The organism is Pseudomonas sp. JQ36, from assembly GCF_053851495.1.
The window spans coordinates 637,215-657,525 of the sequence record NZ_CM132642.1 but is presented as its reverse complement, the minus strand read 5'-3'; the positions used below and the strand labels follow the sequence as shown (position 1 = coordinate 657,525).

Sequence of the window (20,311 nt, the reverse complement as noted above, 5' to 3'; positions counted from 1 at the left end):
GGTCATCGGCTGACTCAACGGCCAGGCGCACGCTATCGCCAGCAAAAATATGACTGGCCCGCTACCCGGGCCAGCGTGGCTGTGCCAACCTTTGCGCACTTCCACGACATGGACGGCGATCATTTGAAAACGCTCATTGTGTTCGGGGCTTTGCTGCTGAGCATGCCCTTGTCTGCCGCACAGCTGGAGCTGCAGTTGGGCGCAACCAGTCGCACCTGGCAGACCGAGGAATTGCTCAAGCATCCTCAGGTACAAACCCTCACCATCAAGAACGATGTCTCCTACAAGAAGGACATGACTTATCGCGCCGTACCCGTGGCGGCGCTGCTCACCGGGATCAAACCGGACGATCACCTGCAAGCAGTGGCGCTGGACGGGTTTGCCGCCGAACTGAGCGCTGCACCGCTGCTCAATACCAACGGCGCACGGGCGTGGCTGGCGATCGAGGATCCGACGCAACCGTGGCCGCCGCTGTCCGAAGGCAAACACAGCGCCGGGCCGTTCTATCTGGTGTGGACTGACCCGCAGGCCGGCAACATCAGCCCGGAGCAATGGCCATTCGAAGTGGCGAGCATCAAGCGCATGGCGCCGGTGGCCGAGCGCTTCCCTGCGCTGTTACCGGATCCCAGGCTGAAAGCGGATGACCCGGTGAATCAGGGTTTTGCGCTGTTTCAGAAAAACTGCCTGGCCTGCCACCGGTTGAACGGTGCGGGGGATGCGCAGTTCGGGCCGGATCTGAATATTCCGTACAACCCGACCGAGTATTTCGGCGCGGACTTCCTCAAGCGCTACATTCGCGATCCGCAGAGTTTGCGCCAATGGCCGCAGGCGAAAATGCCGGGGTTTTCCGCGGATGTGTTGCCGGAGGGGGATTTGCAATTGTTGATCGGCTATTTGCAGCACATGGCTGGGCGCAAGGTGAAGCCCTGACGACATTATCCTGTAGGAGTGAGCCTGCTCGCGATAGCGGAGTGTCAGTCACTGATCCTTAAACTGACGACCGCTATCGCGAGCAGGCTCACTCCTACAAGGGTTACGTGTGAACCCGTTATTGTTGTTGCACGGAGATAACCGGCGTCGGCGACACGAACACCTTCGCATGCATCTGCTCACAACCACCGCCGCGGCGCATGCCGCGCACCGGGCAGGCGTCCAGATAATCCAGGCCCACCGCCAGTTTCAGATGGCGCTCAGGCCGGGCCAATTGGTTGGTCACGTCAAAGCTGTACCAGGCGTCATCCAGCCACGCTTCGGCCCAGGCATGACTGGCCAGGTGCTCGGCGTCCTCGCTGTACAGATAGCCCGACACATAACGCGACGGAATACCCAGGCTGCGTGCACAGGCGAGAAAGGCATGGGTGTGATCCTGGCAAACCCCGGCGCGCCCGGCGAAGGCTTCGGCAGCACTGGTGTCGACTTCGGTCGAACCCGGCGTGTAGCTGATGTGCTGGTTCAAACCGTGCATCAGGTCGATCAGCGCAGTGCGATCGCGCCGCTGCTTGCAGGATCTCTCGGCAAACGCCCGTAGTGCTTCGTCCGCCTCGGTCAGCCGGGTGAAACGCAGAAACGGCAGCGCCGACTGGCTCTCATGCTCGGCCTCGCGCAATTCGTCGATATCGACCTGGCCACGGGCGCCGATGATGATCGCTTCGTGCGGCTCATCCATGGTCAGCACATGCAGAATGTTGCCGAACGGATCGAGCTGGGCGCGCACCGGACGCGGCAGGTCGAGTTGCCAGCTCAACACGTGCTGACGCTCGCTGTCGTGCGGGGTCAGGCGCAAATACTGGATGCTCGCCCGCACCTGATCTTCGTAGTGATAGGTGGTCTCGTGGCTTATGGAAAGTCTCATGCAGCCTCCAGGTATGAACTGTGAATCGCGTTGCCCAACTGGCGCACCAGCGGGATGAATTCGGTGAGCCAGGCATGCAGGCCTTCGGCGAGGATTTCGTTGATACCGGTGTAGCGCAGGCGTGCGTCCATCTCGGCAGCCAAGCGCTGCGCCGGACGGCCATTGGCGCCGGGCAACTGGGCGAGGATCTGGTCGATTTCCTCGGTGCAGGCGCGCAGCGAGCGCGGTACATCGGCACGCAACAGCAGCAGTTCGGCGACATGCCGGGCGCCGGGGGCGTCGCGGTAGATCTCGGTGTAGGCCTCGAACGACGACAGTGCCCGCAGCAGCGCACTCCACTGGTAATAGGCGTGGGCGGTGCCGTCACTGACCGCTTCGGCCTGATCGCCGGCCATTTCATAGCGCGCATCGAGCAGGCGCAACGTGTTATCCGCACGCTCGATGAACGTGCCCAGACGAATGAAACGGAACGCATCGTTGCGCATGATGGTGCCGTAGGACGCGCCACGGAACAGGTGCGAGCGCTCCTTGATCCACTCGCAGAAACGGCTCATGCCGTAACGGCTCAGGCCCTGTTCGGCAATGCCGCGAATCTCCAGCCAGGTGGCGTTGATGTTCTCCCACATGTCCGCAGTGATGCGCCCGCGTACCGCATGCGCACTGGCTCGCGCGGCGCCGAGGCAGCTGTAGATGCTCGCCGGGTTGGCTGCGTCGAGGGCGAAGAAGTGCAGCAGGCGTTCGGCATGCAGTTCGCCGTGACGCTCCAGATAATCATCGAGGGTGCCAGTGATCAACAGCGGCATGGCCAGTTCGTGCAAACCGTCGCCGCGACCGTCCTGCGGCATCAGCGACAGCGAATAGCTTATATCGAGCATCCGTGCGAGGTTTTCCGCCCGCTCCAGGTAACGCGACATCCAGTACAGATCCGAGGCAGTTCTACTTAACATGGCAAGCTTCCTTCAATCCTCGACCACCCAGGTGTCCTTGGTTCCGCCGCCCTGGGAGGAATTCACCACCAGGGAGCCTTCACGCAGGGCGACACGGGTCAAACCGCCGGGCACGACCCGGGTTTCGCGGCCAGACAGTACAAACGGACGCAGGTCGATATGGCGCGGCGCAATGCCGTTTTCGACAAAGGTCGGACAGGTCGACAGCGACAGCGTCGGCTGCGCAATGTAAGCGTGGGGCTTGGCCTTGATCCGCTCACGGAACGCATCAATCTGCGCCGTGGTTGACGCCGGCCCCACCAGCATTCCGTAACCGCCGGAGCCCTGGGTCTCCTTGACCACCAGATCCGGAAGATTGGCCAGTACATGGGAAAGTTCCGAGGGGTTGCGGCACTGCCAGGTCGGCACGTTCTTCAGGATCGGTTCTTCGTCGAGGTAGAAACGGATCATCTCGGTGACAAACGGGTACACCGACTTGTCATCCGCCACGCCGGTGCCGATGGCATTGGCCAGCACCACGTTGCCGGAACGGTAGGACGACAGCAGCCCCGGTACACCGAGCATCGAGTCGGGGTTGAATGCCAACGGATCGAGGAACGCGTCGTCGAGCCGACGGTAGATCACGTCCACCGCTTTCGGGCCATCGGTGGTGCGCATGAAGACCTTGTCGTCACGCACGAACAGGTCGGCGCCCTCCACCAGTTCAACGCCCATTTCCCGTGCGAGGAACGCGTGTTCGAAGAATGCACTGTTGAAGCGCCCCGGCGTCAGCACCACCACACTCGGGTCGTCGATCGGGCTGGAGCTTTTCAGGGTGTCGAGCAACAGATTCGGGTAGTGGTCGATGGGCGCGATGCGCTGGGCGGCGAACAGCTCCGGGAACAGGCGCATCATCATTTTGCGGTCTTCGAGCATGTAACTGACGCCGCTCGGGGTACGCAGGTTGTCTTCGAGCACGTAGTAGGTGCCGTCGCCGTCGCGCACCAGATCGACGCCGGAAATGTGCGAGTAGATGTCGCGGTGCAGATCCAGGCCCTGCATCGCCAACTGGTACTGCTCGTTGGCCAGCACCTGTTCGGCGGGGATGATCCCGGCCTTGATGATGCGCTGCTCGTGATAAAGGTCGGCGAGGAACATGTTCAACGCCTTGACCCGCTGGATGCAGCCGCGCTCGACGATCCGCCACTCGCTGGCTGGAATGCTGCGCGGAATGGTGTCGAACGGAATCAGGCGCTCGGTACCCTGCTCGTCGCCATAGAGTGTGAAAGTGATCCCGGCCCGGTGGAACAGCAGATCGGCCTCGCGTCGCCGTTGTGCCAGCAACTCGTCAGGCGTGTCGGCCAGCCAGCGGGCGAACTCCCGGTAATGCGGGCGGACCTGGCCGCCGGCATCGTACATTTCATCAAAATAGGTGCGGATCATGCCGTACTCCTTGTCACCCGGACCTACAGGCCTTCGCAAGGCCCGTGCCATCGGCATAAACGCTTTGATTTCAATCGGTTGGATAATCACGCCAGCAGCACCGCACCATTCCTGTGCGGCAATTGCCCCAACCGGATTGCCCCCGCTTCATTGCGACGCATTGCATCGCCTATCACCAGCATAGTCAGAGTTGATTTCACCGCTCGCACGGAGCTGCGGATAATCGGCGCATCCGCTGAAAACTTCCCCCGGTGAAGGTTTCAGCTCCACTGATCCGGACTGCCCGCGCAGTCCCCGCAGGCCTTAACCCTGACCGGTTTCCGCTCCTTATCGGACTTCCCTTTTAGCCACCCTCTCCGGTGGCTTTTTTTTGCCTTTCTGAAATGTTTTGAAAGCAAAAGCAAAAGATCGCAGCCTTCGGCAGCTCCTACAGGTGATTGGTGTAGGAGCTGCCGGAGGCTGCGATCTTTTGCTCTTTGAAACGACAACGGCCAACCCGAAGGTCAGCCGTTGCTCAATACCTGAAACCAGAGATCAATTCAGACGATGGCGGTTACGCACCTCCTGCTTGACGCCCCAGCCCTCGATGATGCCGCCCAGCGGCTCGACCACGGCAGAGAAACCCTGCTCGAAATCGCCAATGTCGTCATAGGTCGCGTACATCACTTTGCTCAATTCCAGCGACCAGGCGCCATCGTCGCGCGCGCTGACCTGGGCATTGATGGATTCACCACGAAATTTGCCTGCCGCCCTGCGCGCCCGCTCCTCGTCCGGGAAAATGGCGTAGAACTCGATGGGATGGAATCGGGAAAAGTCGAAACCGCCTTCTTTCATGCGGCGCAGAACATTGCTGCTGATGTCTTCTTGATAGGCTGTGCTCATGAATCGTCCCCCTCGGATAGATGGATAGACTTTCCGTATTCCCGCCCCGGGCCTTACAGGCCAAAAGTACATCGGCAAACAGGTTGCCGGCGGGAAACAAGCATGTAGCTGACAAGACCAGACCTTAGCGATTCGTTCGCTGATCTCGCTTGCAGAGTAGCCCCAAGATAGAGCTGCTGCCAAGGCCTGGTTTACAAGATGACAGGAAGTGTTCAGACAAGTGTGATGCTGCGGATTTCGATGCCGTTCTGGGTCTTGAGGTTTTTCACCCCGGCATCGGCGGTGCGTCCTTCCAGATCGTTCAGATCCAGTTGGGCGGCGACCGGAAGAAGCCGCTCCTTGATCAGCCGTGCAGCTTCATCATCGGACGGGCATTCCTCACGTTCGAAGATCTCATCAACGATTTCACCATGATCATCCACGAAAGTGACTTTCCACTTTTGCATCGGTGCCTCCTCGATCAAACCCGCAAATGGGCTTACTACTATCTCGACTTTTGGCGAGATTGATCGTTCAAAAGGATTGCAGCGGACGAACATGAAAAAAAATATATCCACTGTAGGAGCTGCCGCAGGCTGCGATCTTTTGACTTTGATTGTTTAAAAAGCAAGATCAAATGATCGCAGCCTGCGGCAGCTCCTACAGGGGTTTTGCAGCGTTCTTTTAGTCGTTGCTTGGCTTGTTGATCGCCTGCAACACGTACTGCGGCAGTGCAAATGCGCCGATGTGGATTTCCGGGTTGTAGTAGCGGGTGACGATGCCGCTGCCGATGAAGCGCTGTTGCAGGGTTTCACGGCTCAGCTTGCGGTAGGCCGGGTTGGTCGAGCCCCAGGCGAAGGTCATCGAACCGCCGATGTAGGTCGGCACCGCTGCCTGATAGAAGTGCCAGTCCGGGAACAGGCTGCGCAGGCGACCAGCGGTGGTTTTGACTTCATCGATCTGCATGAACGGCGTGCCGTTCTGGGTCACGAGGATCCCGCCTTCGTTCAGGCAACGGTGGCAGGCCTGATAGAAGTTCTCCGAGAACAGCACTTCGCCCGGGCCGATCGGATCGGTGGAGTCAGAGATGATCACGTCGAATTTTTCCGTGGTGGTGGCGACGAAACGCATGCCGTCGTCGATCACCAGGTTCAGCCGTGGATCGTCGTAGGCGCCCTTGGAGTGGTTCGGCAGGAATTCCTTGCACATGTCGACCACGGTGCCGTCGATCTCGACCATGGTGATGTGCTCGACGCCGGCGTGCTTGGTCACTTCGCGCAGCATGCCGCCGTCGCCACCGCCGATGATCAGCACGCGCTTGGCGGTGCCGTGAGCGAGGATCGGCACGTGAGTGAGCATTTCGTGGTAGATGAATTCATCGGCTTCGGTGGTCTGGATCACGCCGTCCAGCGCCATCACCCGGCCCATGCGCGGGTTCTGGAAAATCACCAGATGCTGGTGTTCGGTGCGCACTTCGTGCAGCAGTTTTTCCATGCGAAAACGCTGGCCGTAGCCTTCGTAGAGGGTTTCCAGGTACTCGCTGGTTTTGGTGACGGTCATGGTCAAGTGCTCCGATGAATGCGCGGGCGCCAATCGTGGGGGACGATTGCCCGGGAAAGGCGCGCATTCTACGTTGCCGAAGATGACAGGTCGAACCTTCCTCCGACAGAGCACACTCTGGAGGTAACGCAAGACCAATGTGGGAGCGGGCTTGCTCGCGAAAGCGGAGTGTCATTCAACCTGTGTTTCGACTGAACAATCGCCTTCGCGAGCAAGCCCGCTCCCACAGGGGGATCAGCGTGTTTTTGGGCAAGCGTCAGATCCGCACATTGCCCCGCGGCCCGGCAATCGCCCAGATGATCAGGCCCAGTACCGGCAGGAGGATGATCAACAGCACCCAGACGATTTTCATCCCCGTGGTCGCGCCGCTTTTCAGCACATTGATGATGGCCCAGATGTCGAGGGCAAGAATGATCAGGCCGATCAGACCGTTGAACGTGGAACCCATAGTGTCGCTCCAGAATAGTGGCATGCACTTTTAGGATAGACGGTCGCGCGCAGGGTTCCCTTTTATTGCGTTCAGACGTGAACGGCGACCTTCAGCGCTTCCAGCGACGGCGCGGCCGCGATCCCGACTTCGGCGCACAGTTCCAGCACTCGCGGCACGTCGTTGCCGTAAACCAGCACCACTTGCAGCTCATCGTCGAGCAACTGGCTGAAGTTCATCAGCGTGTAACCGCCGTTTTCCTTGTTCAGGCTGCTCATCTGCACCTGAATGCGGTTGAGTGCGGTCAGCGCTTCGGTCTTGGCCAGTTGCTTGGGCTTGAGGTTGAAATCGACGCCCGGGCCGAACGAGGCGACGATCTGCGCGAACAGGTCAACGTAGGTGTCAGCCTGAAACAGCACGGTTTCCGGCAGGCTGCCGACCACCACCCACTCGCCCAGCGGAATCGGGAAGCTGTCGTCGTAGTTGATGTCCGGGTTGGCTGCCAGAAAGGCATCGGCATCGGCGTAGGCCTGCGCCGCTTCGTCGGCCACGTTCAGGATCTCGTCCTCGCCCATGCAGCCGGAGCTGATTTTGCTGATGAGTTCGACGAGTACGGCTTTCATGAGGGCGGATCCTGTGGAAGGTTTGAATTTGAGGGCGCGGAGGATAGCGCATTGCAACCTCAGGCTGCACAAAGAACATCTGTGGCGAGGGAGCTTGCTCCCGCTGGGGCGCGAAGCGGCCCTCAAACAGTGAATTCACCATTTTTACCAGCGCTGCGCACTGGAGCGGGAGCAAGCTCCCTCGCCACAGAATCTCGACAGTCCTCAGGCCAGCAGTTTTTCCAGCTGCGCCGTGGTATCGACTGCGCCCATGGTGCGGGCCGCGTCCAGCGCGGTGATGCCGTTGGCATCCTTGGCTTGCGGGTTGGCGCCCTTGCTGATCAGGTATTCAACGATTTCAACACGGTTGAACATCGCCGCCATCATCAACGCGGTGCGGCCGTCGAAGGACGAACCTTCGATCTCGGCGCCCGCTTCCACCAGCGCCTTGACCACCGCCAGATCGCCCTTGAACGCGGCGCCGGCAATCGGGCTCTGGCCGTTGCCGTTACGCATTTCCGGGTCGGCCTTGTGCTTGAGCAGTACCTGCACGGCGTCGACGTGGCCATAGTAGCTGGCGAGCATCAGCAGCGTGTCGCCCTTGCTGTTTTTCAGGTTCACCGGCAATCCGGCGCTGATCAACCGATCGAGCATCTCGGCATCACCCTCGCGCGCCTTGTTGAAAACCTGCTCGGTGAATTCGGCAGCTTCTTCAGGGGTCATCTGGCGGCTCTGGTCAGACATAGGGCAACTCCACTTTCGGTTATTCGCAAAGCCGACAGTTTCCCGAGCGCGACGATAGCTGTCACCCCCTTTTTCTCAAGTCATGCCATAGCCAATCTCAATAGCGGTGTTTGCCTTGATGAATATCGGCCAGAATTTCGTCCGTCACCTGCACGTAAGTCTGGGTGCCGGGCAGCCATGCGTAGATCGGGTCATCGCCCGTCTGACCGGGGTCAAAGCCTTCGTTTTTCAGCCGGGTCTTCTGGTATTTGAACGTTCCGGTGGTTTCCATTTTCACCTTCACCCGCAAGAACAGCGGCACCGCATAGGCCGGCAGGCGCTGACGAACGAACGCTAGCAATTCAGCGAAATCCAGGGTCGCCAGCGACTCGGCGGGCGTGATTGCTGCCATACCGGCGCGGCCATTGGTGTTGCGCACCTCCACGCCGTAGGCGACTGCCTCGGAGATAAGCGGATGTTGCAGCAAGAGGTTTTCCACTTCGGTGGTCGAGACGTTTTCGCCCTTCCAGCGATAAGTATCGCCGAGGCGATCGACGAACTGCGCATGACCGAAGCCGATATTGCGCAGCAGATCACCGGTGTTGAAGAAGCGGTCGCCCTTGCTGAACACGTCGTGCAGCACCACCCTGGCGGTTTTCTGCGGATCGGTATAGCCATCCAGTGGGGCTTTATCGTCGATCCGCGCCAGCAGCAAGCCCTGCTCGCCCTTGCCGACCTTGCGCATGAAGCCATCGGCGCTGCGCAGCGGCTCACCGCTGTCGTGGTCGTACGCCACCAGCTCCCAGGCCATCAGCGAGAAACCGATGGTGTTGTCGAAGTTGAGAATGTTGCTGAAGCCGATGTTGCCGTCGCTTGCCGCGTACAGCTCACAGATGTGCTCGACGGCAAACCGGGTCTTGAATTCGGCCCAGGCGCCGGGACGCAAGCCGTTGCCGATCATCTTGCGCACCGGGTGACGGCTGTCGTCGGCGCTGGCCGGTTGATCGACCAGATAACGGCACAGCTCGCCGACATAGCCGATGGTGGTCGCGCGATAACGGCGCACGTCATTCCAGAACTGGCTGGCGCTGAACTTGCGACGGATCGCGAACCCGGAGGCGCCGTTGATCGCCGAGCCCCAGCACACGCATAGGCCGGTGGCGTGGTACAGCGGCAAGGTGCAATAGACGACGTCGTCGGGGCTCATGTTCAGCGCGATCATGCCGAAGCTGGCCGAGCTGCGCATCCAGCGGCCGTGCTTGAACACCCCGGCCTTGGGCAGGCCGGTGGTACCCGACGTGTAGATGTAAAAGCACGGATCGTTGAAGAACACTTCGCCGCTGCTGGGCGGGTTTTCAGCGCAGGCGTCGGCACTGGCGCTGATCAGGTTGATGTAGCCCTCGGGCGCAATACCCGGGTGGCTATAGGTGTCACGGTCAGCGATGAACCAGGTGCGCGACGCGGCGATCGACACTTGCTCGCGGATTGCGGCAAACGCTGGCTGCAGTTCCTCGCCAAGCACAATCGCCACCGGCGCCACCAGGTTCACGCTGTGGATCAGCGTGTCGCGGGTCTGCGAGGTATTGAGCAGCGCACTGACCGCGCCGAGTTTGGCCAGCGCCAGAATGGTCACCAGCAGCTCGGGACGGTTTTCGATGAACACCGCGACCACATCGCCCTTGCCGATCCCCTGCGCGCTCAGATAGTGGGCGATGCGATTGGCCCACTGGTTGACCTGCGTATAGGTCAGTAAGACATTGTCCTGCAGGATCGCCAGACCCTCGGGGTTACGCAGGGTTGCTTGCTCGAAGGTCCAGCCGAGGCCACACGTTTGGGTCGGATCCGTGACATTGGCGACTTTCATGCCCTTGACCACCCGTGGAATGGTTTTGGCGATGGTCGGCAGTTTGCGGAGCATCATGCCCCAGGTAATCGTGTCGCTCGACGCGTGACGCATGGCAGCTCCCCGGTCGGCCTGGTCGGCCGTTTTTTTATTGTTCGGGCTGTGGGCATGACCTGCGTGGTGGGCAAGGTCGAGATCGAAAATACGTCAGCGCTTCGCGGCCTGTACACGCGGTTTTTGCAATGTTTTGTATCCGCCCTGTCACGCCTGGCGGCAGTGATTGCGCCTTTGCCGTTTGGTTCCGTTCACCTCATGAGAATCCCGCAAAATGCAGGATGCACGATGGCCATTCATGCAGTTTGCACGACGCCTGCAAATTTCACGATTTTTAACTTATTGATTTATAAGCATTTTTATTTTTTCGCGTGCTGGCACAATCGCTGCAACCTCCTCTGCATGCTTGCCATTCAAGTGCATACGGAGCTGAAAGACATGAGCCTGATCCAAGAAAAATTTACCTCGCTGTTCTCCAACTTCAACGTCACCACTGCGCCACGTCCCGATGGCGGGATCCTGCTGACCTTGCGCAGCAGTGAAGGCAAAGTGTTCAAACGCGCCCTGACGTATCAGCAAATGCACAACGCCGACCAACTCTCGTGGGCGATCAGCGCGATTCGTCGTGACCTGGCGGAAGAAGCCAGTGAACTGCCGCAGATTGCGATGCTGCAAAGCCAGCAGCGTTTTGCTCTGCCGACGTATCACTCGCTGTAATTGATTCGAAGCTTTAAACAGCTTTAAACAAAAACAGGCCGGGCAGCTTTCACTGTCCGGCCTGTTTTTTTGGCTGATGCAAAACTCCGTGTGGGAGCGGGCTTGCTCGCGAAAGCGGTGTGTCAGCCAAATATTTTTGACTGACACACCGCTTTCGCGAGCAAGCCCGCTCCCACATTGGATTGAGGGTGGTTAGAAGGCTTCGGGTTCGATGCCGGTGAAGCTGTCGACAGTAATATGCCCCTCCAGCTCGCCACCCTCGCGGGCCAGGCCACACGTCTGCAAACCGGCAGCCTGCGCGGCATCCAGTTCCTCGACGATGTCCGACAGGAACAGAATGTCCTGCGGCTCGACGCCAATCGCTTGTTGAATATTGGTGTAAGACTGCGCCTCGCGCTTTGGCCCAGACGTGGTATCGAAATACCCACTGAACAGCGGTGTCAGATCCCCCGCCTCGGAGCAGCCGAAGATCAGTTTCTGCGCCTGGATCGAGCCCGACGAATAGACAAACAGTTGATAACCGGCCTGATGCCAGCGCTTGAGCGCGTCAACGGCATCCGGGTAGACGTGGCCTTTCAACTGCCCGGCCTGATAGCCCTGCTCCCAGACAATGCCTTGCAGTGCCTTGAGCGGCGTGGCCTTGCGGTCTTCGGCGATCCAGCTCAGGAGGATTTCAACCACCCGTTCAACGTCGGCCTGCGGCTCGTTGCTGTCGCGGCGCACGGCGGCGATCTGTTCGGCAACATCGGCGCGCTCGGCATTCTGCCGCACGAAGTCCGGCAGGTGTTTGGCGGCGTAAGGGAACAGCACGTCGAACACGAAACTCACCGCGCTGGTGGTGCCTTCGATGTCAGTGAGGATGACTTTGATCGACATCGGCTCAGTCCTCCAGACGCGGGAAGCGCCCGGCGATGTCTTCGCCGGTGAAGTTGGCGACCCAGCCTTCCGGGTTGTTGAACAGGCGAATCGCCACGAAGTGCGGGTTCTCGCCCATGTCGAACCAGTGTTTGGTACCGGCCGGCACCGAAATCAGATCGTTCTTTTCGCAGAGCACGGCGTAAACATAATCATCGATGTGCAGGGTGAACAGGCCACGACCGGCGACGAAAAAGCGCACTTCGTCTTCGCCATGGCGGTGTTCTTCGAGGAACTTGGCGCGCAGTTCGGCTTTCTGCGGGTGATCGCTGTTGAGGCTGATCACATCGACGGTGATGTAGCCGCGCTCGGTCATCAGTTTGTCGATCTGCTCCTGATAGGCGCTGATCACTTCTTCCTGGCTGGCACCGGGCTGGATCTTCGCCGCGGCTTGCCAGCGGTCGAAGCGCACGCCTTGCTCGGCGAGCGTCGAGGCGATGTCTTCGAAATGGGTCAGCACCTTGTTCGGAATCTCGGGGCTGGATACGTGATAGACAGACAGGCTGCTCATGGGCAATTCCTCGGTATCGGCCTTGCCGTCCGGTTCTTGCAGACCGGTCGGGCAGTGCATTTCATCAGGCAAATGGGCGGCTTCTGCTGAAGTCAGCCTTGGCGGTTCATGACGCTGCGGGTTTTCAACTCGCATTCAAACAGAAATTCGAAGGCCTCGATCTGCCGCAGGGCATCGCTCATCTGCGCACCCCAGGTGTAGAGGCCGTGGCCGCGAATCAGGTAACCGACGCAATCGGGATGGGCGTCGAGCCAAGGCTGCACCTTGGCGGCGAGGCGCGCAATGTCCTGATCGTTGTCGAAGATCGGCACGCGCACCCGGGATTCGTGGGTGGAGATGCCGCTGAAGGCTTTTTGCAGTTCATAGTCTTCGAACTCGATGAAGTCTTCGGGCGTCAGGCGCGACAGCACCGTGGCGTTCACCGAGTGAGTGTGCAGCACCGCACCGATCTCCGCGCGCCAGCTATAGAGCTGGGTGTGCAGCAGGGTTTCGGCGGACGGCTTTTTGCCCGGTTCGAGGCTGTTGCCGGACAAATCCGTGGCGAGCACGTCATCCAGCCCTAACTGGCCCTTGTGCTTGCCCGACACGGTCAGCAGCGCTTGGCTCGGCGACAGGCGCGTCGAGTAATTGCTGCTGGTGGCCGGCGACCAGCCGCGACCATAAAGAAAACGCCCGGCGTCGACGATTTGCTGGGCGAGTTGTTCACGCGTAAGGCTCATGGCCTGTCCTCTTGCATACGTGTGGCAATGATAACGGCAGCAGCGAGCGCCGCGAGACTGGCAATACTAAAGGTCAATGTGGCGCCGAGGGCATTCCAGCTGTAACCGGAATACAACGCGCCGAGCGCGCCGCCAGTACCGGCCAGCGCGGCGTACAGCGCCTGGCCCTGACCTTGCTGACGCGCCCCGAAGCTACGTTGCACGAAGGCGATGGCAGCCGCATGAAAGCTGCCGAAGGTCGCCGCGTGCAGCACCTGCGCGAACAACAGCACCCAGAGGAATTCGGCGAACGAACCTAGCAGCAACCAGCGCAGCGCCGCCAGCAGAAAACTCGCCATCAGCACCCGGCTCAAGGAAAACCGCGCGAGAATCCGGCTCATGGCCATGAACATCAGCACTTCGGCGACCACACCCACGGCCCAGAGCATGCCGATCGTGCCACGGCTGTAACCAAGTCGCTCAAGGTGCAAAGTCAGAAACGTGTAATACGGGCCGTGGCTCATCTGCATCAGCGCAACACAGCCGTAAAACGCCAACACACCCGGGCTGCGCAGTTGCGTGAGAAAGCCTTCCCCGCTCGGCCGGTTGCCCTGCGGCGGCTGCGCATTCGGCACCCACAGGCTGCTGAGGACGATGCCGGCCATGATCAGCACCAGCGCTGCCGGGTAGATATCGAGGCTGAGCCATTCGAACAGTCGGCCCAGCGCGACCACGGTGATGATGAAACCGATCGAGCCCCACAGCCGAATCTGGCTGTAGCGCGAGGTTTGCCCCTGCAAGTGCGCGAGGGTGATGACTTCGAATTGCGGCAGCACCGCGTGCCAAAAGAACGCGTGCAGCGCCATGACCATCGCCAGCCAGGCGTAGGTCTTGCTGACGAAAATCAGTGAGAACGTCAGCAACGTGCACACCGCACCGAAGCGCACGATGGCCAGGCGTTTGCCGCTGTAGTCGCCGAGCCAGCCCCAGATGTTCGGCGCCACGCAGCGCATCAGCATCGGGATCGCCACCAGTTCGCCGATGCGCGCAGGGCTGAAGCCGAGATGATCGAAGTACAGCGCCAAAAACGGCGCTGTCGAACCGAGCAAGGCGAAATAGAACAGATAGAAACTGGACAGCCGCCAGTACGGGAGCGCCGCCACGGTCAGACCGCGACGGCTTGGCGATCAACCATCAAAGCTGACCCAGCACCGGGGTGCTGACGCGCACGTCGGCGTTCTGCCCACGGTGACGCAGCAGGTGGTCCATCAGCACGATGGCCATCATCGCCTCGGCAATCGGCGTGGCGCGGATGCCGACGCACGGGTCGTGACGGCCCTTGGTGATCACGTCCACCGGGTTGCCGTGGATGTCGATCGAACGGCCCGGGGTGGTGATGCTCGACGTCGGCTTCAACGCCAGGTGCGCGACGATCGGCTGACCGGACGAGATCCCGCCGAGGATGCCGCCGGCGTTGTTGCTGAGGAAACCTTCCGGGGTCAGTTCATCGCGATGCTCGGTGCCGCGCTGCGCAACGCAGGCGAAACCGGCGCCGATTTCCACGCCCTTGACCGCGTTGATGCTCATCAGCGCATGCGCCAGTTCAGCGTCGAGGCGGTCGAAAATCGGCTCGCCCAGGCCTGGCATCACGCCTTCGGCAACCACGGTGATCTTGGCTCCGACCGAGTCCTGGTCGCGGCGCAACTGGTCCATGTAGGCTTCCAGCTCCGGCACCTTGTCCGGATCCGGGCTGAAGAAAGCGTTCTCTTCCACCGAATCCCAGGTCTTGAACGGGATTTCGATCGGACCGAGCTGGCTCATGTAGCCGCGAATGACGATGCCTTGGCTGGCCAGATACTTTTTGGCAATCGCACCTGCCGCCACGCGCATTGCGGTTTCGCGGGCCGAGCTGCGGCCGCCGCCACGGTAATCGCGCTCGCCGTATTTGTGGTGGTAGGTGTAGTCGGCGTGCGCCGGGCGGAACAGATCCTTGATCGCCGAGTAGTCCTTGGACTTCTGGTCGGTGTTGCGGATCAGCAGGCCGATAGAGCAACCGGTGGTGCGCCCTTCGAACACGCCGGAGAGGATTTCGACTTCGTCGGCTTCCTGACGCTGGGTGGTGTGGCGGCTGGTGCCCGGCTTGCGGCGATCGAGGTCGCGCTGCAGGTCTTCGAGGGAGATCTCCAGGCCCGGCGGGCAGCCGTCGACAATGGCGACCAACGCCGGACCATGGCTTTCGCCAGCGGTGGTGACAGTGAACAACTTGCCGTAGGTATTGCCGGACATGCAGGACGCTCCGTGAAATCAAACCCGAATTCGTGATGCGCGCAAGTATACGCAGGCTAACCGAGTAGTTCATCCTCGAACCTTAGTGGTGCTGGCGAGTCCAACCGGCACCTTGGCGAATGATGGCGTGATGATGCTGCGAGTTTTGATCTTGAGTCTTACCCTGATTACGGGCTTTGCCCAAGCGACGGTCCTACAACGCCCGGTCACTTTGGATACCGGCACCGGTGAGCTTTTCGGCTCGCTGCTGCTGCCGAAATCTGACAACCCGGTGCCGGTTGTCCTGATTGTTTCTGGCTCCGGTCCTACGGATCGTGACGGAAACAACCCCGACGGCGGGCGCAACGATAGCCTCAAGCGGCTGGCCTGGGTGCTGGCCAAACACAACATCGCCAGCGTGCGTTACGACAAACGCGGTGTTGCAGCGAGCCTCGCTGCGACGCCCGATGAGCGCAATTTGTCGGTGGAGGCCTATGCGGCAGACGCGGTGGCGTGGGGGCAGAAGCTCAAGGCCGATCCACGCTTCGGCAAATTGATCCTGCTGGGCCACAGTGAAGGTGCATTGATCGCCAGCCTCGCCGCGCCGAAAGTCGATGCGGCTGCGGTGATTTCCCTGTCCGGCAGCGCCCGCCCGGTCGATCAGGTGATCCGCGAGCAACTGGCCCGCAGCCTGCCACCGCCGCTGATGCTGCGCAGTAATCAACTGCTCGACAGCCTCAAGGCCGGCCACACCGATGACAATGTGCCGCAACCGTTGCAGGTGATCTTCCGCCCGAGCGTGCAGCCGTATCTGATTTCCCTGTTCCGTCAGGATCCGGCGAAAGCCTTCGCGCAATTGAAGATGCCGGCGCTGATCGTCCAAGGCAGCAACGACATGCAGGTCGGCGTTGGCGATGCGCAGGCGCTGAAAGCCGCCAAACCCGATGCCGAACTGGCAGTGATCGACGGCATGAACCACGTCATGCGCATCGTCCACAACGATATGAAGCGGCAACTGGCTTCGTACAAGGATCCGAATTTGCCGCTGGCTGCGGAACTCGGCGCGAAGATCATTGAGTTTATTGACGGACTTCGCACCCGTTAACCGTAGTTTGCCCTCTAGTCTTGGCAGAAACGGCCGATAAGCCTTTGTCGCCAGCGTACCGGCTGGCGACAAGCAGAGCTTGGACAGGATCTCGCCGTTATGACTGATACCCAGACTTCACCCGACACCACCGCTGAAAAAGACGCACCGCCAGCGGTCGAGCTGCCATGGGCGGACGTCAGCGTCGAGCACCACAAGATGCTCCGTCTGGCCCCGCTGCAGACTGACCGTAACACCGGTGGCCGGCCATTGCGCTTTGTCGAATTCGGCTATGCCGAGCGCAACAGCAAAGAACACAGCCTGATGCGCATGGCGATCAAACTGCCGAGCCAGCGTGTGCGCAAAGAACAGAACCACCTCGATGTGTGGGTCGATCACACCAGCAAACGTGTGCATTTCGGCCCCGACAGTGGCTTGCAAATCGAACCGCTGAACCGTGGGATCGGCCGTTTCATGGCTGCGCAAGGTATCAACTGGGCGAAAAAACGCTGGCCGACCTACACCGTCGACGGCATGGACCTGAACAACAAGGACGCGCTGAACGAAGACACCCGCCTGCGTCGCGATCACTTCTTGCGCGTGCATGGTTTTGACGTGGTCTACGCCGACGCCCAGCATTTGAAGGGCAGCGTCAAAGAGGTGCAAGTCGGTGACCTGCTGGGCGACTGGAACAGCGAGAAGCTGCAGATCGTCGAGATTCTCGAAGCGGCGCAGATGCTGCAACAGGCCGAGCAGAACCTCGCCGAGCAGGAAGTGAAGCTGAAGAAGCAGGAAGACAAAGTCAGCAAGTTCAAACGTGAAGACGCCGGTTTGCGTTTCACCATTACCTGCCTGGTGGCGTTTGCGGTGTTTCAGGCGGGGTTGTTGATCTGGATTGCCACGCACCGGTAGATCAAAAGATCGCAGCCTGCGGCAGCTCCTACAGGGGTCAATGTAGGAGCTGCCGCAGGCTGCGATCTTTGCTTTTCGCCCTTAAACGCGGGAAGCGAACAGAGCCTGATGATTGCGGCACTGTTCTGCGGTCAACATGAACACGCCATGTCCGCCGCGCTCGAAATCGAGCCAGGCGAAGTCGACTTCCGGGTACAACGCTTCGACGTGAACCTGGCTGTTGCCCACTTCAACGATCAACAAACCCTTCTCGGTCAGGTGATCCGCCGCTTCGGCGAGCATCCGTCGTACCAGGTTCAAACCATCATCACCGCAGGCCAGGCCCAGCTCCGGTTCGTGCTGGTATTCGTCCGGCATGTCGGCGAAATCTTCTGCGTCAACATACGGCGGGTTCGACACGATCAGGTCGAAACGCTGCCCCGGCAAGCCATCGAAACCATCGCCCTGCACGGTGTACACGCGCTCATCGACGCCATGGCGCTCGATGTTCTGGTTGGCCACTTCCAGCGCTTCGAACGACAGATCCGCCAGCACCACTTCAGCGTTCTGGAACTCGTAGGCGCAGGCGATCCCGATGCAGCCCGAGCCGGTGCACAAGTCGAGGATGCGTGCCGGTTCGTCGCCGATCCACGGCGCGAAGCGGTTTTCGATCAGCTCGCCAATCGGCGAACGCGGGATCAGCACACGCTCATCGACGATGAACGACATGCCGCAGAACCACGCCTCGCCCAGCAAGTAAGCCGTCGGAATGCGCTCTTCGATGCGGCGCTTGAGCAGGCGTTGCAGGTTGACCAGTTCGTCGTCTTCCAGCGCACAGTCGAGGTAGCTGTCGGCGATCTCCCAAGGCAGGTGCAAGGCACCGAGCACCAGCTGCCGGGCTTCATCCCAGGCGTTGTCGGTGCCATGGCCGAAAAACAGATCCTCCCCATGGAAGCGGCTGACGGCCCAACGGATGTGGTCGCGCAGGGTACGAAGTCGGGAAGTGATCACGGGGCAGAACTCCAGAAAAAACGACTGGCGATTCTAGCAGCCAAAACGCGTCACGACGACGCGGGAAACATTCGCCGCTGACAGTAGGACTTTTCTGTTTTTTGCATCAGCTATTGAACAGAACGTGTAACTTGACAAGGCTGCAGGCCAATAACGACGCTGCCTACGATGGTAGCGGTTCACAGAACCGCTCAGCCAGAGGACAATGCCGCAAAAGCCCCACCCCAAGGAGCCCCGAATGTCCGTTCCAAAAACGATGTTTCAACTCAGCGGCCGCGGTTACGCAGCGGCCACACTGAGCCATGCCACCGTGGTCATCATCGATGCCCAGAAAGAGTACCTCAGTGGCCCGCTGGCCCTGAGCGGCATGGACGCGGCCGTCGCGAACATCAAACAACTGGTCGCCGCGGCCCGTGCAGCCGGTCGGCCGATCGTGCACGTGCGTCATCTCGGCACCGTCGGTGGCCTGTTCGACCCGCAGGGCGAACGCGGCGAGTTCATCCCCGGCCTTGAGCCACAGGGCGATGAAACCATCATCGGCAAACTGCTGCCGAGTGCGTTCCACGGCACCGAACTGCTCGACCGCTTGCAGAATCTCGGCTCGCTGGATCTGATCGTCTGCGGCTTCATGAGCCACTCCAGCGTCAGCACCACCGTGCGCGCGGCGAAGAACCTGGGCTTCCGTTGCACCCTGGTCGAAGACGCCTGCGCCACCCGTGACCTGCCATTCAAGGGCCGCGTGCTCAGTGCCGCCGTGGTGCAGGAAGCGGAAATGGCGATCATGGCCGACAACTTCGCCACCCTCGCCCTGACTCAAGATCTGATCTGATCTGCTCTGATGAGCGGCTCACCGCGCCGCTCATCCGCAAAAGCCTCGCATTTGCTTCAATTGCCTTAGCCTCAGGAACAACCCGGTCAACTCCCGGTCGAAGGGCCGATACCCATTGAGGAAGGTCGGAATGAAGTTATCCGATGGATTTGACGCACGCCGCTTGCGGCCCAAAGGCCAAAGCAACTGGCGTTTTCGATTCGGCGCAGCGATCGCCGCCATTCTGGCGACGTTCGGTGTGCTGCTGGCGATGGCCGGTGCCGCCAGCCTGCTAGGGCGCCCACCGGCGCTCGGCGACCTGAATGCCACGCCGACGGGTTCGGCGATCATCCTCGCGGTCGGCTTGCTGTTCCTGTATTTCGGTGTGGCCCTGTGGCGTCGATGCCGCCGTCGCGCCAGGCAATCGCGGGAACTGAACATGTCCCCGCACCTGATGAAAAAACACGACTGACTCCACGGCCTGGCTTTTTGCCGGGCCGTTTTGTTTCGACTTGGGTAAACTGGCCGCCCTTCGCGGAGGCTGACATGCAAGACGACGATTTTTCCCTGTTCAAAAGTGCTATCCAAGGCGTCAAGCCGATCAAGCACGACCGCGCCGACACCGGCAAACCGAAGGCTGACCGCGCGCAGATCGCCAAGCTGCGCCAGTCCGCCACCGTGCGCACCGACACCACCACCGTGGATGGCCTGTCCGATCAGTTCGTGATCGACGTCGGCCCCGAAGACGAGTTGATGTGGGCCCGCGACGGGGTGCAGGAAAGCCAGATGCGCAAGCTCAAGATCGGCCAGATCCCGTTCGAAGGCAGCCTCGACCTGCATGGGATGACCGTCGAAAAAGCCCGCGAGACCCTCTGGGCCTTTCTCGCTGAAGCAACCAAATTCGAAATCCGCTGCGTGCGCGTCACCCACGGCAAGGCCGTGCGCCTGGACGGCAAGCGGCCGATGATCAAAAGCCACGTCAACACCTGGCTGCGCCAGCATCCGCAAGTGCTCGGTTTCTGCTCGTGCCAGGCCAGGCATGGCGGTGCCGGCGCGGTGTACGTGATGCTCAAACGCACCATGATGGAAGGCCGCGACGAATAATCGCGTTACACCGAAC

The 20,311-nt window shown here is 60.5% G+C and carries 23 protein-coding genes; 7 read left to right on the top strand and 16 right to left on the bottom strand.

Annotated features, from left to right (window positions below; translation table 11 throughout):
- Window positions 1–108: 108 nt before the first annotated feature.
- Window positions 109–930: a c-type cytochrome gene (locus tag ACS4NR_RS03205; protein WP_095139975.1), complete on the top strand. Its 822-nt coding sequence runs from the start codon at window positions 109–111 to the stop codon at window positions 928–930.
- Window positions 931–1,048: 118 nt separating this feature from the next.
- On the opposite strand, the gene ACS4NR_RS03200 is transcribed toward ACS4NR_RS03205, so the two are convergent.
- The 10 genes from ACS4NR_RS03200 to ACS4NR_RS03155 form a co-directional block, all read right to left on the bottom strand.
- Window positions 1,049–1,852: a transglutaminase family protein gene (locus tag ACS4NR_RS03200; RefSeq protein WP_095139976.1), complete on the bottom strand. Its 804-nt coding sequence runs from the start codon at window positions 1,850–1,852 to the stop codon at window positions 1,049–1,051.
- Window positions 1,849–2,799, bottom strand: coding sequence for an alpha-E domain-containing protein (locus tag ACS4NR_RS03195; RefSeq protein WP_027613321.1), 951 nt, complete (start codon window positions 2,797–2,799; stop codon window positions 1,849–1,851). The genes ACS4NR_RS03200 and ACS4NR_RS03195 overlap by 4 nt, the downstream gene beginning before the upstream one ends.
- Window positions 2,800–2,811: 12 nt before the next feature.
- A complete protein-coding gene (locus ACS4NR_RS03190; protein WP_083366520.1) occupies window positions 2,812–4,221 on the bottom strand; it encodes a circularly permuted type 2 ATP-grasp protein in 1,410 nt (469 codons plus the stop codon).
- Between the two features lie 534 nt (window positions 4,222–4,755).
- Window positions 4,756–5,103: a ribonuclease E inhibitor RraB gene (locus ACS4NR_RS03185; RefSeq protein ID WP_007960698.1), complete on the bottom strand. Its 348-nt coding sequence runs from the start codon at window positions 5,101–5,103 to the stop codon at window positions 4,756–4,758.
- Window positions 5,104–5,315: 212 nt separating this feature from the next.
- The gene (locus tag ACS4NR_RS03180) at window positions 5,316–5,549 is read right to left on the bottom strand and encodes a hypothetical protein (RefSeq protein WP_456019070.1); all 234 of its coding nucleotides are present in this window, start codon (window positions 5,547–5,549) and stop codon (window positions 5,316–5,318) included.
- A 217-nt stretch (window positions 5,550–5,766) separates the two neighbouring features.
- Window positions 5,767–6,642 carry a polyamine aminopropyltransferase gene (gene speE, locus ACS4NR_RS03175; RefSeq protein ID WP_003223223.1) on the bottom strand — a complete coding sequence of 292 codons (876 nt, stop codon included), beginning with the start codon at window positions 6,640–6,642 and terminating at the stop codon, window positions 5,767–5,769.
- A 256-nt stretch (window positions 6,643–6,898) separates the two neighbouring features.
- Window positions 6,899–7,090: a PLDc N-terminal domain-containing protein gene (locus ACS4NR_RS03170; protein WP_007914053.1), complete on the bottom strand. Its 192-nt coding sequence runs from the start codon at window positions 7,088–7,090 to the stop codon at window positions 6,899–6,901.
- 71 nt (window positions 7,091–7,161) lie between these two features.
- A complete protein-coding gene (locus ACS4NR_RS03165; RefSeq protein ID WP_115987767.1) occupies window positions 7,162–7,692 on the bottom strand; it encodes a hypothetical protein in 531 nt (176 codons plus the stop codon).
- Window positions 7,693–7,896: 204 nt separating this feature from the next.
- A complete protein-coding gene (locus ACS4NR_RS03160; protein WP_456019068.1) occupies window positions 7,897–8,415 on the bottom strand; it encodes an ankyrin repeat domain-containing protein in 519 nt (172 codons plus the stop codon).
- Between the two features lie 97 nt (window positions 8,416–8,512).
- Window positions 8,513–10,351, bottom strand: coding sequence for a long-chain-acyl-CoA synthetase (locus ACS4NR_RS03155; protein ID WP_456019067.1), 1,839 nt, complete (start codon window positions 10,349–10,351; stop codon window positions 8,513–8,515).
- Between the two features lie 378 nt (window positions 10,352–10,729).
- Between ACS4NR_RS03155 and ACS4NR_RS03150 the strand changes: the two genes are divergently transcribed.
- Window positions 10,730–11,008, top strand: a complete 279-nt coding sequence (locus ACS4NR_RS03150; protein ID WP_027613327.1) for a DUF3509 domain-containing protein — start codon at window positions 10,730–10,732, stop codon at window positions 11,006–11,008.
- Between the two features lie 192 nt (window positions 11,009–11,200).
- On the opposite strand, the gene mtnC is transcribed toward ACS4NR_RS03150, so the two are convergent.
- The 5 genes from mtnC to aroC form a co-directional block, all read right to left on the bottom strand.
- A complete protein-coding gene (gene mtnC / locus ACS4NR_RS03145) occupies window positions 11,201–11,884 on the bottom strand; it encodes an acireductone synthase (RefSeq protein WP_456019066.1) in 684 nt (227 codons plus the stop codon).
- A 4-nt stretch (window positions 11,885–11,888) separates the two neighbouring features.
- Complete coding sequence (locus ACS4NR_RS03140) at window positions 11,889–12,434, bottom strand: 1,2-dihydroxy-3-keto-5-methylthiopentene dioxygenase (RefSeq protein ID WP_047599013.1); 546 nt, start codon at window positions 12,432–12,434, stop codon at window positions 11,889–11,891.
- Between the two features lie 92 nt (window positions 12,435–12,526).
- Complete coding sequence (locus tag ACS4NR_RS03135) at window positions 12,527–13,153, bottom strand: methylthioribulose 1-phosphate dehydratase (RefSeq protein ID WP_115987764.1); 627 nt, start codon at window positions 13,151–13,153, stop codon at window positions 12,527–12,529.
- Window positions 13,150–14,295 carry an MFS transporter gene (locus ACS4NR_RS03130; RefSeq protein ID WP_456019065.1) on the bottom strand — a complete coding sequence of 382 codons (1,146 nt, stop codon included), beginning with the start codon at window positions 14,293–14,295 and terminating at the stop codon, window positions 13,150–13,152. The genes ACS4NR_RS03135 and ACS4NR_RS03130 overlap by 4 nt, the downstream gene beginning before the upstream one ends.
- 31 nt (window positions 14,296–14,326) lie before the next feature.
- Window positions 14,327–15,418 (bottom strand): chorismate synthase, encoded by a 1,092-nt coding sequence (aroC, locus tag ACS4NR_RS03125; RefSeq protein WP_166495550.1) that lies wholly within the window; start codon window positions 15,416–15,418, stop codon window positions 14,327–14,329.
- Between the two features lie 130 nt (window positions 15,419–15,548).
- Here aroC and ACS4NR_RS03120 point away from each other — a divergent pair, with 130 nt between their 5' ends.
- Window positions 15,549–16,502 (top strand): alpha/beta hydrolase, encoded by a 954-nt coding sequence (locus ACS4NR_RS03120; RefSeq protein ID WP_456019064.1) that lies wholly within the window; start codon window positions 15,549–15,551, stop codon window positions 16,500–16,502.
- Between the two features lie 99 nt (window positions 16,503–16,601).
- Window positions 16,602–17,393, top strand: coding sequence for a hypothetical protein (locus tag ACS4NR_RS03115; RefSeq protein ID WP_095139985.1), 792 nt, complete (start codon window positions 16,602–16,604; stop codon window positions 17,391–17,393).
- 81 nt (window positions 17,394–17,474) lie between these two features.
- Here ACS4NR_RS03115 and prmB read toward each other — a convergent pair whose 3' ends face one another.
- Window positions 17,475–18,383, bottom strand: a complete 909-nt coding sequence (prmB, locus tag ACS4NR_RS03110) for a 50S ribosomal protein L3 N(5)-glutamine methyltransferase (protein ID WP_064586711.1) — start codon at window positions 18,381–18,383, stop codon at window positions 17,475–17,477.
- A 238-nt stretch (window positions 18,384–18,621) separates the two neighbouring features.
- Between prmB and ACS4NR_RS03105 the strand changes: the two genes are divergently transcribed.
- The 3 genes from ACS4NR_RS03105 (at window position 18,622) to ACS4NR_RS03095 (ending at window position 20,295) form a co-directional block, all read left to right on the top strand.
- Window positions 18,622–19,212 (top strand): cysteine hydrolase family protein, encoded by a 591-nt coding sequence (locus tag ACS4NR_RS03105; protein WP_003223193.1) that lies wholly within the window; start codon window positions 18,622–18,624, stop codon window positions 19,210–19,212.
- 130 nt (window positions 19,213–19,342) lie between these two features.
- The gene (locus ACS4NR_RS03100) at window positions 19,343–19,663 is read left to right on the top strand and encodes a hypothetical protein (RefSeq protein ID WP_003223191.1); all 321 of its coding nucleotides are present in this window, start codon (window positions 19,343–19,345) and stop codon (window positions 19,661–19,663) included.
- Window positions 19,664–19,737: 74 nt separating this feature from the next.
- Window positions 19,738–20,295 (top strand): Smr/MutS family protein, encoded by a 558-nt coding sequence (locus ACS4NR_RS03095; RefSeq protein WP_456019063.1) that lies wholly within the window; start codon window positions 19,738–19,740, stop codon window positions 20,293–20,295.
- The last annotated feature ends 16 nt before the right edge of the window (window positions 20,296–20,311 follow it).